This window comes from Stenotrophomonas maltophilia group sp. LNF247, assembly GCF_054083135.1.
The window spans coordinates 1-13,951 of the sequence record NZ_JBSRQL010000009.1; the positions used below are offsets into that span (position 1 = coordinate 1).

Annotated in this window: 14 protein-coding genes; 8 read left to right on the top strand and 6 right to left on the bottom strand. The window is 66.9% G+C overall.

Going from position 1 to position 13,951, the window contains the following annotated elements; translation table 11 throughout:
- Positions 1–127 precede the first annotated feature (127 nt).
- Both ACTXG9_RS10705 and ACTXG9_RS10710 read right to left on the bottom strand, forming a co-directional pair.
- Complete coding sequence (locus ACTXG9_RS10705; RefSeq protein WP_456115719.1) at positions 128–2,557, bottom strand: DUF3772 domain-containing protein; 2,430 nt, start codon at positions 2,555–2,557, stop codon at positions 128–130.
- 87 nt (positions 2,558–2,644) lie between these two features.
- The gene (locus tag ACTXG9_RS10710) at positions 2,645–2,893 is read right to left on the bottom strand and encodes a hypothetical protein (protein WP_021201923.1); all 249 of its coding nucleotides are present in this window, start codon (positions 2,891–2,893) and stop codon (positions 2,645–2,647) included.
- 182 nt (positions 2,894–3,075) lie between these two features.
- Between ACTXG9_RS10710 and ACTXG9_RS10715 the strand changes: the two genes are divergently transcribed.
- The 3 genes from ACTXG9_RS10715 (at position 3,076) to ACTXG9_RS10725 (ending at position 5,400) form a co-directional block, all read left to right on the top strand.
- The gene (locus tag ACTXG9_RS10715) at positions 3,076–3,570 is read left to right on the top strand and encodes a lipocalin family protein (RefSeq protein ID WP_021201924.1); all 495 of its coding nucleotides are present in this window, start codon (positions 3,076–3,078) and stop codon (positions 3,568–3,570) included.
- Between the two features lie 12 nt (positions 3,571–3,582).
- Positions 3,583–4,791 carry an NAD(P)/FAD-dependent oxidoreductase gene (locus tag ACTXG9_RS10720; protein WP_456115718.1) on the top strand — a complete coding sequence of 403 codons (1,209 nt, stop codon included), beginning with the start codon at positions 3,583–3,585 and terminating at the stop codon, positions 4,789–4,791.
- Between the two features lie 126 nt (positions 4,792–4,917).
- Entirely contained in the window at positions 4,918–5,400 is a 483-nt protein-coding gene (locus ACTXG9_RS10725; RefSeq protein ID WP_019661543.1) for a hypothetical protein, read from the top strand.
- A gap of 83 nt (positions 5,401–5,483) precedes the next feature.
- Here the strand turns inward: ACTXG9_RS10725 and ACTXG9_RS10730 are convergent, their stop codons facing one another.
- A complete protein-coding gene (locus ACTXG9_RS10730; protein ID WP_043401290.1) occupies positions 5,484–5,918 on the bottom strand; it encodes a PepSY domain-containing protein in 435 nt (144 codons plus the stop codon).
- Between the two features lie 151 nt (positions 5,919–6,069).
- On the opposite strand from ACTXG9_RS10730, the gene ACTXG9_RS10735 reads away from it, so the two are divergent.
- From ACTXG9_RS10735 to ACTXG9_RS10745, 3 genes are read left to right on the top strand one after another with little or no spacing between them, the layout of a single operon-like run.
- Positions 6,070–6,360, top strand: a complete 291-nt coding sequence (locus ACTXG9_RS10735; protein ID WP_061480249.1) for a PepSY domain-containing protein — start codon at positions 6,070–6,072, stop codon at positions 6,358–6,360.
- A complete protein-coding gene (locus ACTXG9_RS10740; RefSeq protein WP_111098669.1) occupies positions 6,360–7,019 on the top strand; it encodes a response regulator transcription factor in 660 nt (219 codons plus the stop codon). The genes ACTXG9_RS10735 and ACTXG9_RS10740 overlap by 1 nt, the downstream gene beginning before the upstream one ends.
- On the top strand, positions 7,016–8,335 hold the full coding sequence (locus ACTXG9_RS10745) for a sensor histidine kinase (protein WP_111104457.1): 1,320 nt from the start codon (positions 7,016–7,018) through the stop codon (positions 8,333–8,335). Before ACTXG9_RS10740 ends, ACTXG9_RS10745 begins: the two co-directional genes overlap by 4 nt.
- Positions 8,336–8,477: 142 nt before the next feature.
- On the opposite strand, the gene ACTXG9_RS10750 is transcribed toward ACTXG9_RS10745, so the two are convergent.
- Entirely contained in the window at positions 8,478–8,798 is a 321-nt protein-coding gene (locus ACTXG9_RS10750; protein WP_005411369.1) for a DUF6122 family protein, read from the bottom strand.
- A gap of 44 nt (positions 8,799–8,842) precedes the next feature.
- Positions 8,843–10,732, bottom strand: coding sequence for an arginine decarboxylase (gene speA, locus ACTXG9_RS10755; protein ID WP_021201931.1), 1,890 nt, complete (start codon positions 10,730–10,732; stop codon positions 8,843–8,845).
- Between the two features lie 191 nt (positions 10,733–10,923).
- Between speA and speE the strand changes: the two genes are divergently transcribed.
- Positions 10,924–11,778 (top strand): polyamine aminopropyltransferase, encoded by an 855-nt coding sequence (gene speE, locus ACTXG9_RS10760; RefSeq protein WP_111104454.1) that lies wholly within the window; start codon positions 10,924–10,926, stop codon positions 11,776–11,778.
- 122 nt (positions 11,779–11,900) lie between these two features.
- Here the strand turns inward: speE and ACTXG9_RS10765 are convergent, their stop codons facing one another.
- The gene (locus ACTXG9_RS10765; protein ID WP_032954620.1) at positions 11,901–12,806 is read right to left on the bottom strand and encodes an aspartyl/asparaginyl beta-hydroxylase domain-containing protein; all 906 of its coding nucleotides are present in this window, start codon (positions 12,804–12,806) and stop codon (positions 11,901–11,903) included.
- Between the two features lie 435 nt (positions 12,807–13,241).
- Here ACTXG9_RS10765 and ACTXG9_RS10770 point away from each other — a divergent pair, with 435 nt between their 5' ends.
- Positions 13,242–13,901 (top strand): RIO1 family regulatory kinase/ATPase domain-containing protein, encoded by a 660-nt coding sequence (locus ACTXG9_RS10770; protein ID WP_049417050.1) that lies wholly within the window; start codon positions 13,242–13,244, stop codon positions 13,899–13,901.
- Positions 13,902–13,951: the final 50 nt, after the last annotated feature.

The following is a 13,951-nucleotide window of genomic DNA, read 5'->3' on the forward strand; positions in this document are numbered from 1 at the left end:
AGCGTCCCCCGCAACCGGACCCACCCCGCCATCCCTCAGGAAACCAGCCTTTGCTGTTGCTGTTGAAGTTGCCGGCCAGCGGCCGGCACTACCGCGGGTGCAGGGCGCAGCCCTGCAGAACACCCCCCTACTCCTGCGGGTCGCGGGTGATGTGGATGTCGGTCGGGGTCGACAGCGGGATGTTCCGCTCCGCCAGGATCTGCAGCAGGCTGAAGTACAGATCGCTGCGGGTGGCGTAGACCTGCCGCGGGCTGGCCACGTACGCGAAACTGTTGATGGTGATCTGGCCACCGCCAATGCTGTCGATGTAAACCGTCGGTGCCGGCTGCTGCAACACGTTGACGTGCGCGGTATACGCATCCAGCAGCGCCTGGCGCAGGGAGCCGACGTCGGTACTGGGCGGCACCGCGAACTGGATCTGGATGCGGCCCTGGTTGTTGCCCATCGTCATGTTGCGCACGGTCTTGGTGACCAGCTCGGAGTTGGGCACGATCAGCGTCGACTTGTCGCCCACCTGGATCTCGGTCGATCGCAGGCTGATGCGGCGGATGTCGCCCTCCTGGTCACCCAGCTTCACCCAGTCACCGATCTTCACCGGGCGCTCGGCCAGCAGGATCAGGCCGGAGACGAAGTTCTGGGTGATCACCTGCAGGCCGAAACCGATACCCACCGACAGCGCGCTGACCAGCAATGCCAGCTTGCTCAGCTGCAGGCCCATCGCCGACAGCGCCCAGATCACCGCGATGATGATGCCCACATAGCGGGCAACGGTACTCACCGAATTGCGCGCGCCCAGGTCCAGCTCGGTCTTGGGCAGGTAGGTGTCGGTCAGCCAGCGCTGTACCAGCTGGGTAACGGCCAGGCCAGCCAGCAGCACCAGCACCGCCAGCACGATGCGCACCGGCTCCAGCTTGGTTCCGCCAATGTCGAATCCAGAGGTGAACAGCGAGGAGAAGCGCTCCACCACCGCGCCGATGTTGCCGAACGGTGCCACCAGCGCCAGCAGCGCGATCAGTACGACGATGGTGCGCAACGCCGCGGACAGCAGCACGCCCGCCTGTTCCAGCCGCGATACGCTCAGGCCGGTGCTGAGCAGGATGGTCTGGCCGACCTTGCTGTCGGCGTTTAGCATCCAGGTGCTCAGGTCATCGACGAACTTGAACAGCAGGGTCGCCGCCAGCACCACGATGCTGCCGCCAATCAGCTGCTGGTTCACGAACTTGGCGAAATTCAGGTAGCCCATCAACGTCGCGGCGATGGCGGCCACCACCGCGACGTTGCCCGCTACGCGTGCCAGTACCAGCCAGCTGCTGCGACGCACCGGCGTTGCCGCACCCACGCCATCGGCCTGTGCCTCCAGCTTGGCCTCGGCTTCGGCGGTCTGCCGCCGATGCAGGCGCGCCAGGGTCACCAGCATGGCCATGATCAGGCCGAGGTAGGTCAGGGCAATCAGGCCGTCCAACGCCACCGTGGTGACGTCGCTGGTGCGCGTAGCCTGGTCGAGGGCCACCAGCACCGTGCTCAGCCAGGCCAGCGCCGCCGCGCCCCAGGCGTATTTGCGCAGCTTCAGCGCGGCGGTGTCGTCCAGGTTCAACAGCCGCCATGACGGGCGCTTGGGCACCAGCATGCAGGCGCTGAGTGCAGCGATGAAGGCGGCGCGGAAGGTGGCCGTCTCCAGGCCGTCGGCCACCATCTGCAGGCGCGGCGCGATGGCATCGATGGCGTCCAGCGCCGCCATCAGCACCACCACGGCATAGCCGGGCAGCAACGTGCCGACCAGCAGCAACCACATGGCCAGGCCAGAACGGCGCAGGCGTCCATCAGGCGCACGATCGGACGCGGCGAACTGCCGCCCCAAGCGGCGCAGCCACAGCCGCAGCGGGAACATCATCACCAGCGCGGCGATCAGGCCCAGCAACGGCGTGCCCCAGCCATTGGCCCGGACGCCGGCAACGAACGTATCGCGCCCCTGCTCGGCCAACGGCGCGACGCGTGCGATATCGATGGGCAGGCGCTCGGCCACCTTGCTCCACAGTGCCGGAGACAACGGCGAGGCGACCTTCTTCCCCATGTCTTCGGCGCGCTGCGCAGTGCGCTGCTGGTCGATGTCGGCTGCCAGCTGCTGGGCACGCACGGCACTGGTCTTGGCCTGCGCCACCGATGCGGCCAGGCCGTCGCGCTGCTTGTTGAGGTTGCGCCGTTGCGCCGCCAGTTCGGGCGGCTCGGTGGTGCCCTCGGCAGGCGCGCCCAGCTGCGCCAGTTGTTCGTCGAGGCGAACCAGCTGGGGCTGCAGCGCCTTTTCCAGCGCCTCGGCGTCACGCCGTACCTGCGAGGCATTCTCCGACAGCATCGCCAGCGTCTCGATGGCTTCAGCATCGCCACGCTTGCGATCGATCTCCTTCAGGCTGGACTCGATCTGCGCCAGCTGCTGCTTTGGCGTAGGGTCTTCATCCTGTGCCAGCACCGGCGCGGACAGCAGGAGGGCGGTGCACAGCATCAGGACCCACCAGGGCCCCCGTGCACGGATCGATCGCAGGAAAGAAGACACGCCAGACATACCAGTTCGCGCGGACCACCGCGCCTGCGCGCGACTATACGGCACAGGCGGTCAACAGCGGATGGGCGGCCCCGTCAGCGTCGCGCGTCAGTACTTCAGGCGCAACTCTTCCACCGTCGGCTGTTGCAGGGCATACCAGTCCTGGAACTCTTCCTCGGTAATCTCATCGGGCGCATACACCGCCACCGGGTACCAGTCGTGGTCGGTCGGCAGCGGCTGGCGCGGGCCGGCACGCAGGCTGTAGCTCACGCCCTCGTAGTCGACCAGGTCATCGACCTGCGGCCACTGTTCGCGCGCGAACGCGGATTCACTCTTCAACAGGATCACCTGGTACATCGGCACCTCCACCTCGGTTGGATCAGGAAAACACGGCGCTGGCGGCAGGATACCGCCAGGCCGGTGGCAACAGGCACGTCGCAGCGGCGACGGAACGTTCTGGACACAGCCATCGCCCCGGCTTCACCCGCCCATGGCGAGCCCATCGGCATCGTGGAGACCCACCCCTGCCACCACTGCCGATGACCGACCACCCACCGCTGAAGACCGTCGCCGACCTCAAGCTGCCCCGTTACCTGGGCACCTGGTACGAGATCGCCCGTCTGCCGATGCGCCACGAGCCGGAAGGCTGCACCGACGTGTCGGCGCACTACACCCTGCTCGACAACGGCAACGTCGGCGTCACCAACCGCTGCCGCATGGACGGCGAGATCGAAGAGGCAACCGGCGAGGCCTGCGCCGTCGACAACGACAGCGCGCGCCTGGAAGTCAGCTTCCTGCCCAAGGGCCTGCGCTGGCTGCCGTTTGCCAAGGGCGACTACTGGGTGATCCAGATCGCCCCGGACTACAGCGTTTCGCTGGTGGGCAGCCCGGATCGCAAGTACCTGTGGCTGCTGGCACGCGAGCCGCAGCTGGACGCCACCGTGCAGGAACATTATCTGGCCGCAGCGCGCCTGCAGGGCTTCGATCTGTCCGAACTGATCCAGACCCCGCATACCGGCCACCCGACCGCCTGAGCAGCACACTTCATGGACCTGAAAAGTGGCTACCCGTGGTGGGCCATACGCAACGGACTGATCCAGGCGTTCCCGCCGCTGGAAAAGGACCTGCGCTGCGACGTGCTGGTGGTCGGTGGCGGCATCACCGGTTCACTCATCGCCGACGAGCTGTCCCGGCATGGCCATGACGTGGCCTTGATCGAGCAGCGCGACATCGGCTGGGGCAGCACGGCCGCGAGCACCGCGCTGCTGCAGTACGAGATCGACACCCACCTGCTGGAGCTGGCCCAGCGCTATGGCAACGATGCGGCCGCCCTGGCCTACCGTGCCTGTGCCGATGCGATCCCGGCATTGGGCGAAGTGGCACGTGGGCTGAAGGACGTGGATTTCCGGCAGATGGACAGCCTGTATCTGGCCAGCCGGCGGCGCGACGTGCCGCGCTTGATGGCCGAAGGTGCTGCGCGCCGCGGCATTGGACTGGACGCCCGCTGGCTGGACCGCGAAGCCCTTCGCGAACGCTTCGACGTGGACGCCGGTGGCGCCCTGCTGACCCGCCAGGCGGCCCGGGTTGACCCCTACTGCCTTACCTACGGCCTGCTCAAACGGGTGCGCCGGCGCGGTGGCCATGTGCACGACCGCACGGTGCTGCACACGCTCAAGCCCGGCGCGCAGGGCGTAACCGCAATGACCGAGGCCGGCGCCACGGTCCGCGCCCGCCATGTGGTCCTGGCGATGGGCTACGCCAGCCAGCGCTGGCTCGAGCAGCGGGTCGCACGCAACCGCAGCAGCTATGCCTTCATCACTGATCCCATTGATGCGGGCGCGCTCGGCCGGCTGCGTAACACCATGGTGTGGGAGAGCGCACGCCCGTACCTGTACCTGCGCGCCACCGGCGACCGCCGCCTGCTGGTGGGCGGGCTGGATGACGCCATGGACATTCCGGCTCGCCGCGACCGGCGCGTGCAGCACAAGGCCGACAAGCTGATGGATCAGCTGCTGCACTGGTTCCCGCGTCTGGATCCGGTACCAGCGTTCTCCTGGGCCGGCACCTTCGCTGAAACCGCCGACGGCCTGCCATTCTTTGGCCCGCACGACCAGTGGGGGGCGCGGGTGCATTTCGCCATGGCCTACGGCGGCAACGGCATCACCTATTCGATGATCGGCGCGCAGCTGCTGCGGGCCCGGATCGAGCGGCGCAGGCATGCGCTGGAGGGATTGTTCGGATTCGGGCGGTTGTGACCTGCGGCCAGGCACGGCCTGGCTCTACCCCAATCCGGTGCCGACAGGCATCATTCAAGCAACCCCTGCTAGCGTCGGCCTGTACCGCCGCGTGTTGCGTGGCCACCTGTCCGCTGGAGCGCCGTCATGATCCGCCCCCTGACCCTGCTGCTGTGCCTGGCCCTGCCGGGAACCGTGCTGGCCCAGTCCGCCGCTGGCGCCACTGCGCCGCAGGCCGCTGGCCTGGACCTGACGCTGCCGCAGGCGCCAATGCGCTACCTCAACGACCCGGCCCTGCAGCAGGACCCGCCCGGCACTTATTACGGTGACAAGAGCGGCCCGCGCGTGCACGACGACGCGAAGATCGCCGACGTCACCGACGACAAGGTCAAGGTGTCCGGCAGCTTCACCACCGGTATCGGCTATTCGAAGAACGGTGGCAACAGCCACTACAACGCGGCCACGCTGAACCTGAGCAAGAACTACACCACCGATGAGGGCAAGACCCACGGGGTCAACGTCAACATCCACGTGAGCGAAGGCAAGGGACCGGGGTTCTTCGGTCCGTATGGCGGCTACTACGGCCGCGGCCCGGGCTATTGGGACTACCCGCCGCCGTACGGCTGGTAAGCCAGCTCCTGTAGAGCCGAGCCCATGCTCGGCTACGGTTGGCCGCAAAGCCGAGCATGGGCTCGGCTCTACATGGGCAAACGTCAATCCAGCCAGCCATCGCGCTCGCTGTGCAGGATGCGGCCGTCATAACCGCTCAGGCGCACATCCACCTTCTGGTTGCGTGCATTGCGGGCCTCCAGCGACCAGGTCGCACCATCGCGTTCCAGCGAATGGATCTCGCGCAGGCCATGCGCCTGTGCCCGTGCCAGCACCTGCTCGGTGGTCAGCAGCGCGCGGCCGCTGTGCTCGTCGAAGATCTCGCCGGTCTTCGGGTCCACATAGACCTCGCTGAAGCGGCCATCAGCGCGGCTCACGTCGGCCTCCCACAGGCCGTCATCGCGCTCGATCTCGTGGATCTGGGTGTAGCCGGCCTTGCGCAGGGTCTGTTCAACCTGGGCCATGCCCAGCGGCGCGGCCTGTACGGCCGGCGCGACGGTCAGCAGGGCAACAGTGGCGAGGGTGAGCGACTTCAACATGGGGGTTCTCCTGTTCGTGTTCGTGACCGGACCATCCCGGCAACGCCACAATGCACCCCGTGGTTAACAGCGCCTTAGCCGGCACTGTTAGCCAGCTGTTAGTCACCCCCGGCACACTCACGCCTGTTCCTACAGCCCTCCCTGCGCCCCGATGCTCTCCACCCTGCCCCTGCTGCTGGCCCTGGCCAACGCCCCGACCGCCGCCGCGCCCGTCCAGGACCCGGCGCAGCAGGTCGCGCGCCGTGCCGTGCAGCAGGGCCGCTACGTGCCATTGGAAAGCGTGGTGCGCGATGCACTCAAGCGCTACCCGGGCCAGCTGCTGGAAGTGGAGCTGGACGATGGTGTCTACGAAGTGGAGATCCTGCGCGGCGACGGCGTGGTGGTGGAGCTGGACTATGATGCGCGCAGCGGAAAGCTGCTGAAGACGGAGCTCGACGACTGATGCGCATCCTGTTGGCCGAAGACGATGCCGCACTGGCACAGCGCCTGGTGCCCCTGCTGGAACAGGCCGGCTATGTGGTGGAGTTGGTTGCCGATGGTCGCCAGGCCGAGGAGATCGGCCAGATCGAAGACCTGCAGGCCGCCATCGTCGACCTCGGCCTGCCCGGGCTGGACGGACTGAGCGTGATCGAGCGCTGGCGCGGCAATGGCCGCAGCTTTCCGGTGCTGGTACTGACAGCGCGCGGGCGCTGGCACGACAAACTGGCCGGCTTCGACGCCGGTGCCGACGACTACCTGACCAAACCGTTCCAGGCCGACGAACTGGTGCTGCGCATGCGCGCCCTGATCCGCCGCAGCCATGGCCATGCCAGCCCGCGCCTGCACTGCGGGCCGCTGCAGCTGGACGTCAACGCCGGCCGCTTCGAACTGGACGGACAGCCGCTGGCGCTGAGCCCGCAGGAGTTCCGCCTGCTCAGTTACTTCATCCACCACAGCGGCCAGGTGATCGGCCGTGATCGTCTGGGCGAGCAGGTGTTCGAAGGCGGCCACGACCCGGACTCCAACGCGCTGGACATGCTGCTGGGTCGGGTCCGCCGCAAGCTCGGCATCGAACTGATCCAGACCGTGCGCGGCCAGGGCTGGCGGCTGGCCGCGCCGTGAGCCGGCAATCCTCGCTGCGGCGGCGCCTGCTGCTGGCCGGCGGCGTCGGCCTGCTGCTGGTCTCGCTGCTGGCCAGCGCGCTGCTGGGCGAACTGTTCAAGCGCAGCGCGCGCGACCGCCTCGATCACGAACTGCAGCAGGACATGCTGACGCTGGTCGCGCAGATGGAAGTTGCTTCCGACGGCCAGCTGCAGCTGCGCCAGGAACCCAACGACGCGCGTTTCCAGCGCGTGTTCTCCGGTGCCTACTGGCAGATAGCCGGTGCCGATGGCCGCGTTCTGCTGCAGTCGCGCTCGCTGTGGGATGAAACGCTGGCGGCCGCGGCCGCCGGCCCGGCCACCCGCAACCTGGCCGGGCCGCTGCAGCAATCCTTGCGCGCACGTGTGCAGCAGGTGCGCCTGCCACGTGCCGGTGAACCGTTCGTGGCCGTGGTCGCCACCGACCGCAGCGCGCTGGATGCCGATGTTGCCGCGTTTCGGCAGCGCACCGCCATCGCGTTGGGTGTGCTGGTCGCAGCGTGGCTGGCGGTGCTGGCCAGCCAGGTGCACTTCGGCCTGCGTCCGCTGCACCGCCTCGGTACACAGCTGGAACGGGTGCGGCGCGGCGACGCGCAACGCATCGACACGCAGGGACTGGGGGCAGAGGTCGCGCCACTGGGCGAAGAACTCAACGCGCTGCTGGAGCACCAGCAACGCATGGTCGCGCGCGCGCGCACCAGTGCACAGGACCTGGCGCATGCATTGAAAACCCCATTGAGCGTGCTGGCCACCGAGGCTGACGGCGACGGCGCGGACTGGCGGACCACCGTGCGCGAGCAGAGCGCCCGCATGCAGGCCAGTGTTGACCGTTACCTGGCGGCAGGGTTGGCCGCAGACCATCGCCAGCGCAGCGACGTTGCGACTGTCGCGCAGGCGCTATGCCGGTTGATGGCACGCGTGCATGGCGAACGCGGCATTGCGTTCACGGCCGCAGGTATCGATCCAGCGTTGCAGTTCGCCGGTGCCAGTGCGGATCTGGAGGAGATGCTGGGTAATCTGTTGGACAACGCCGGGCGATGGGCATGGCAGCAGGTCAGCGTCGGCGCTGACATCCATGAAGGGCGGCTGCGCATCGACGTGCGCGATGACGGCCCCGGTCTTGCGGCAGAGGCGCTGGCGCGGGTGGTACAGCGTGGCGTGCGGCTGGATGAGCGCGAAGGCAGCAGCGGGTTGGGCCTGGCAATCGTGGGCGATATCGCCGCCAGCTACGGCGGGCGGTTGGCGTTGGAGAATTCGCAGCCCGGCCTGCGCGCAACGTTGTGGTTGCCGGTGGGGTGACTCGTCAACGCTGGAACGCCAGGCCGGTAGAGTCGACTGTTAGTCGACTTTCGCGCGCAGCGCGGGATTTCCAGGCACCGCAGCCAAGAGCAGTCGACTAACAGTCGACTCTACCGCCTTCGCCGGGCATTTCAGTTCCCCATCAACGGTGATGCATCCACCAGCAATCAATCGCGTCCAGCACGATGTGGATGATCAAACCGATGCCGAACAACCTGGTCTTCTTCGGCACGCACAGCCCCGCGTAGACGGCGATGGCCGGGGCCGTATGCAGCGGGTGGAAACCGATGCTGCAGCGGTTCGGTGCGTAGATCGGGTCGGCCAGCAGGTGGTCCAGGTCGATGATCCAACCCAGCAGCATCAGCAGCCACGCCGAAGCAAAGCGCTTCCGCCAGAACAGCCATGCCAGCAAAGCTGGCACGGCGGCATGCAGGAACAGGTGGAAGATCGCGCGCGCGCTCATCGGGACCGGTAGCGCCGGGCCTATGCCCGGTGTTCGCGTTTACCTCAGACCAGCGGTTCGTCGGACAGGTAGGTATAACCGGTCAGGCCGGCTTCCAGCGCGTCCGACAGTTCCTGCGCGCGTTCCGGCGACAGCTGGGCCTCAGCCACGCGCTGCGCATAGGTCGCACGCAGCTCATCCAGGCGGTAGCCCACGTAGTCCAGCATCACGTCGGTGGTGTCGCCGCGGCGCTGCTGGGTAATGGCGTAGCCATCGGCATCGGCCAGCACTTCCACCGCGTCGGTATCGCCGAACAGGTTGTGGATGTCGCCCAGGATTTCCTGGTAGGCGCCGACCATGAAGAAACCGATGCGGTAGCTCTCGCCCGGCTTCATCTTGTGCAGCGGCAGCGAGCTGTCCAGGCTCTCGTTCTCGACATAGGTTTCCACCATGCCGTCCGAGTCGCAGGTCATGTCGGCGATGATGCCGCGGCGGTCCGGGGTCTCGTCCAGGCGCTCGATCGGCACGATCGGGAACACCTGGTCGATCGCCCACACGTCGGGGATCGATTCGAACACGCTGAAGTTGACGAAGTACTTGTCGACCAGGCGCTCGTTCAGTTCGTCCAGCACCGGGCGATGGCTCTTCTCGTCATAGCTCAGGCGCGCACGCACGCCGTGGGCGATGGCGTAGAACAGATCGTCGATGCGCGCACGCTGCGGCAGGTCGATCTGGCCCAGTGCGTAGCTGGCCAGGCCTTCGGCATGGAAATGCTGGGCTTCCTGGAACAGTTCCACCGCCGGGCGCACGTCCAGCTCGTCGTGGATTTCGCGCAGGTGGCGGATCGCCGCCGGTTCGTCGTCGTGCTGGTCCGGCACGCGGCCTTCCTGCGCTTCTTCCACTTCCGAGACGTTGGCGATCAGCACCGCGTGGTGCGCGGTCATCGCACGGCCGCACTCGGTGACGATGCGCGGTGGGGTCAGGCCGAACTCTTCGCAGGCATTGGCCAGCGGCTGCACGATGTTGCTGGCGTAGGAATGCAGGCCGTAGTTGATCGAGCAGAAGCTGCGCGAACGGGTGCCTTCATAGTCCACACCCAGGCCACCGCCCACGTCGACGTGGGTGATCTTCGCACCCAGGCGCGACAGCTCCACGAAGTAGCGGGTGGCTTCACGCATGCCGTTGGCGATGTCGCGCACGTTGGAGATCTGCGAGCCCATGTGGAAGTGCAGCAGGTTCAGGCAATCGGCGTACTCGGTGTCACGCAGCGACTTCCACAGGTCCAGCAGCTGGCGCGGCGACAGGCCGAACTTGGCCTTGTCGCCACCGCTGTTCTGCCACTTGCCGGCGCCCAGCGAGGCCAGGCGCATGCGCACGCCCAGGCCCGGCTTCACGTCCAGCGCCTTGGACTCTTCCAGCACCAGCTTCAGCTCGGACGGCTTCTCGATGACGATGAAGGTCTGCAGGCCCAGCTTGCGGCCGATCAGGGCCAGGCGGATGTACTCGCGGTCCTTGTAGCCGTTGCAGACGATCAGCCCGCCCGGGCGCGACAGCGCCAGCACGGCCATCAGCTCGGGCTTGCTGCCCGCTTCCAGGCCGAAGCCTTCGCCGTGGTGGCTGGCCAGGGTGCCGGCCACGCCGCGGGTCTGGTTGACCTTGATCGGGTACACGGCGGTGTAGCCGCCGCTGTACTCCCAGTCCTGCTGGGCCTGGGCGAAGGCCGCCTGCAGCTTGCCCAGCCGCTGGCCGAGGATGTCCGGGAAGCGCACCAGCAGCGGCAGCTTGGCGCCGGCCGCGCGCGCCGCATCGACCACCTTGGGCAGCGACACCACCGGGCCGTCCGCCCCGGTCGGTCTCACCACCATGTGCCCGGCCTGATCCACGTCGAAGTAACCGTCCGCCCAATGCGGGATCGAGTAGGTCTTGCGGGCTTGGTCGAGGGACCAATCGGTCATTTCAGTCGGCCTTGTTGGCAATAAAAGGGGGGGCATGATAACGCCTATGTGCCCACAGGTTCGTTATCATGCGCGCCCGCGCCCGTGACAGGTTCCAACCTGAACGGGCCGATCCGTCCGGATGTGGCATCTGTGCCACGCGGCCCCGCCCGCCAGCCCGGCTCCACCCCTCCGAACAGGACTGTTTTCCAATGACTGACAGCAACAACTGGTACATCGAACACTTCGAGCGCACCGGCTCGGCCATCGGCTACCGCATCACCGGCAAGCTGGACGAGGTGCAGTCGCCGTTCCAGAAGATCGAGATCTTCCAGACCACCGACTGGGGCAACCTGATGACCATCGACGGGGCCATCATGCTGACCAGCAAGGACAACTTCTTCTACCACGAGATGATCAGCCACCCGGTGCTGTTCACCCACGCCGCGCCCAAGCGCGTGGTGATCATCGGTGGCGGCGACTGCGGCACCCTGCGCGAAGTGCTCAAGCACACCGGCGTGGAGAGCGTGACCCAGTGCGATATCGACGAGCAGGTCACGGTGATGGCGCGCAAGCACTTCCCGGAACTGTGCGACTCCAACGACGACCCGCGCGCCGAGCTGCTGTTCGACGACGGCGTGGCCTACATGGCCAACTGCCCGGCGGGCAGCGTGGACGTGGTGATCGTCGATTCGACCGACCCGGTCGGCCCGGGCGAAGGCCTGTTCAACAAAGCCTTCTACGAGAGCTGCTTCAAGGCCCTGAAGGACGATGGCATCCTGGTGCAGCAGTCCGAGTCGCCGCTGATGCAGCTGGAGCTGATCAACGAAATGCGCACCGAGATGGGCAAGGCTGGCTTCGGTTCGTTCAAGACCCTGCCGTTCCCGCAGCCGTGCTACCCCACCGGCTGGTGGAGCGTGACCATGGCGCGCAAGGGCGACAGCAGCTTCGACTTCCGCCAGGCCGACTCGGCCGCCAAGACCTTCAACACGCTGTACTACACCGCCGCGCTGCACACCGGCGTGCTGGTGACCCCGCCGTTCGTACAGGCTGCATTGAAGGGTTGATCCAAACAAAAACCCGCGCTGGCGACAGCGCGGGTTTTTGCTTTCTGTAGAGCCGAGCCATGCTCGGCTGCTCTTCGGACAGGTTGCGATAAATCAAGCCGAGCATAGGCTCGGCTCTACAGTCACAGCGCCCAGATACCCGCGATCACCGCCACCACCAGGCCCCACTTGATCAGCTGGTAGGCCACCACGCTGCGCTCGCGCAGCGCCTTGGCCTTCAGGCGCACCTTGTAGACGCTGCCAAAGGCCTTGTTGACGCCGCCGGTCGGGTCACCCGGCAGGTTCGGCGAGGCGCCACCGGCCAGCAGCGTGGCCGCCACCGCGCGGTTGAACAGCCCCGGCAGGCCGAAGCGCAGCGGGCGGGCGATATCGCAGAACAGGATCACGCGGTCCTGCTGCGTCTCGTTGTGCGCATGGTGGATGTAGGTCTCGTCGAACATCATCCACTCGCCGTCGCGCCAGCTCTTCTTGATGCCGTCCACCTCGATGTAGCAGGCATCGTCGTTGGGCGTGCTCAGGCCCAGGTGCAGGCGCAGCGAGCCGGCGAACGGGTCGCGGTGCGGGCGCAGCTCGCTGCCCGGCGGCAGCTGCGCGAACATCGCCGCACGCACATCCGGGATTGACTCGATCAGCGCCGTGGTCTTCGGGCACAGCGTCTTCGCCGACGGGTGCGACGGGCCGTACCACTTCAGGTAGAAGCGCTTCCAGCCTCGGCGGAAGAACGAATTGAAGCCGGCATCGTTGAACGTGCTGGAGGCGGCGATCTTCTGCGCGTCGCGCAGCGCCAGCGCCTCGTCGCGGATCATCTGCCAGTTCTGGCGCAGCGGCTCCAGCTGCGGGAACTCCTTGCCCGGGTCCAGGAACGGCGTGGTCGGTACCTTCGAGAACATGTACATGACCACGTTGATCGGGGCCATGAAACTGGAGTGGTCCAGCAGCTGGCGCGACCAGCGCGCGCGGACCTTGCCACGGAAGTGGATGTACAGCACGCAGGCCACGAACAGCGCTGCAATGACGATTTTGATGATCAAAGCACTTTCCTCCAGCCGCGGCCGGAACGGGAAACGGGGCGATGCACGGCCAGGCAGCCAGCACCGGTGGGGAACGCGGCAGGGGACGGGGACGTGCCGGAGGGGGCGGCCGCCGATGTCGCGGATTAACAGCTTATGGTCGGCAGGCCGTGCGCCGGGGTCAAGTTGCCCGTGCGCCGTGTTCATCCGGTTGCGAAGGAGGCGCAGGGCTGGGCGCGCAAGCTGTTGATGCTAAAGGCCAACTGGAATAAATGAGACAGAATTGTCCGACTCTGCGCGACGAACTGTTCCAGCCACGACCCCGACATTTCTCCGACAAATCGTGGAATAGCGAACTGGCGAGTACTAAAATTAACGAAAACTTAGTAACTCCCTGTAACACCGGTTCGCTTGACGCTTTGCGCCACCCACCGGGTCGTCCGAGACCCCGACATGCATCTTCCTGCCCTGCCATCCTCCTCCTGCGGCGATGACGCCGCCTCCCCGCTGCTGCTCAAGCGCGGCGAGCGTTTCCTGGCCCCGGATGTCTACCGCACCTGCCTGGACGGGCGCGAGGCGGTCATCAAGGACTATTCCCGCTACCGCGGCACTCCCGTTTCGCTGATCGCGCGACTGATGGTGCGCCGTGAAGCACGCATGCTGCAGCGCCTCGGCGGCTGGAAGCATGCCCCCGCACTGCTCGGCACCCTGGGCGGCCTGGCGCTGGGCATGGAGTTCATCCCCGGCCAGACGCTCAGCACCGCGCAGGCGGTGGGCAATGAAGTGTTCGAGCAGCTGCAGCACGCGCTCAGCCGTTTGCACGCAGCCGGCATCACCCACAACGACCTGCATGGCACCAACGTGGTGGTCAGCGGCGGCGTGCCGGTGCTGCTGGACTTCACCTCGGCCTGGCGCGCCCCGCGCTGGCTGCGCCGCAATCCACTGAGCCGGCAGATGCGCCGCAGCGACATGAAGAACCTGCTGAAGATGCGCCAGCGCGTGACCGGCCAGGCCCCGAGTGCCGCGCAGGCCGCGCTGGTGGCCGACCCGGGCTGGGTGGCCGCGGTGCGGCAGGGCTGGAAGCGGTTCTACAAGTGGGCCAAGCGGCGGTAAGCGCTGTTCGCCCTGCATTGCTTGCGCGACTGCGGTTTGCCCCTGCATTT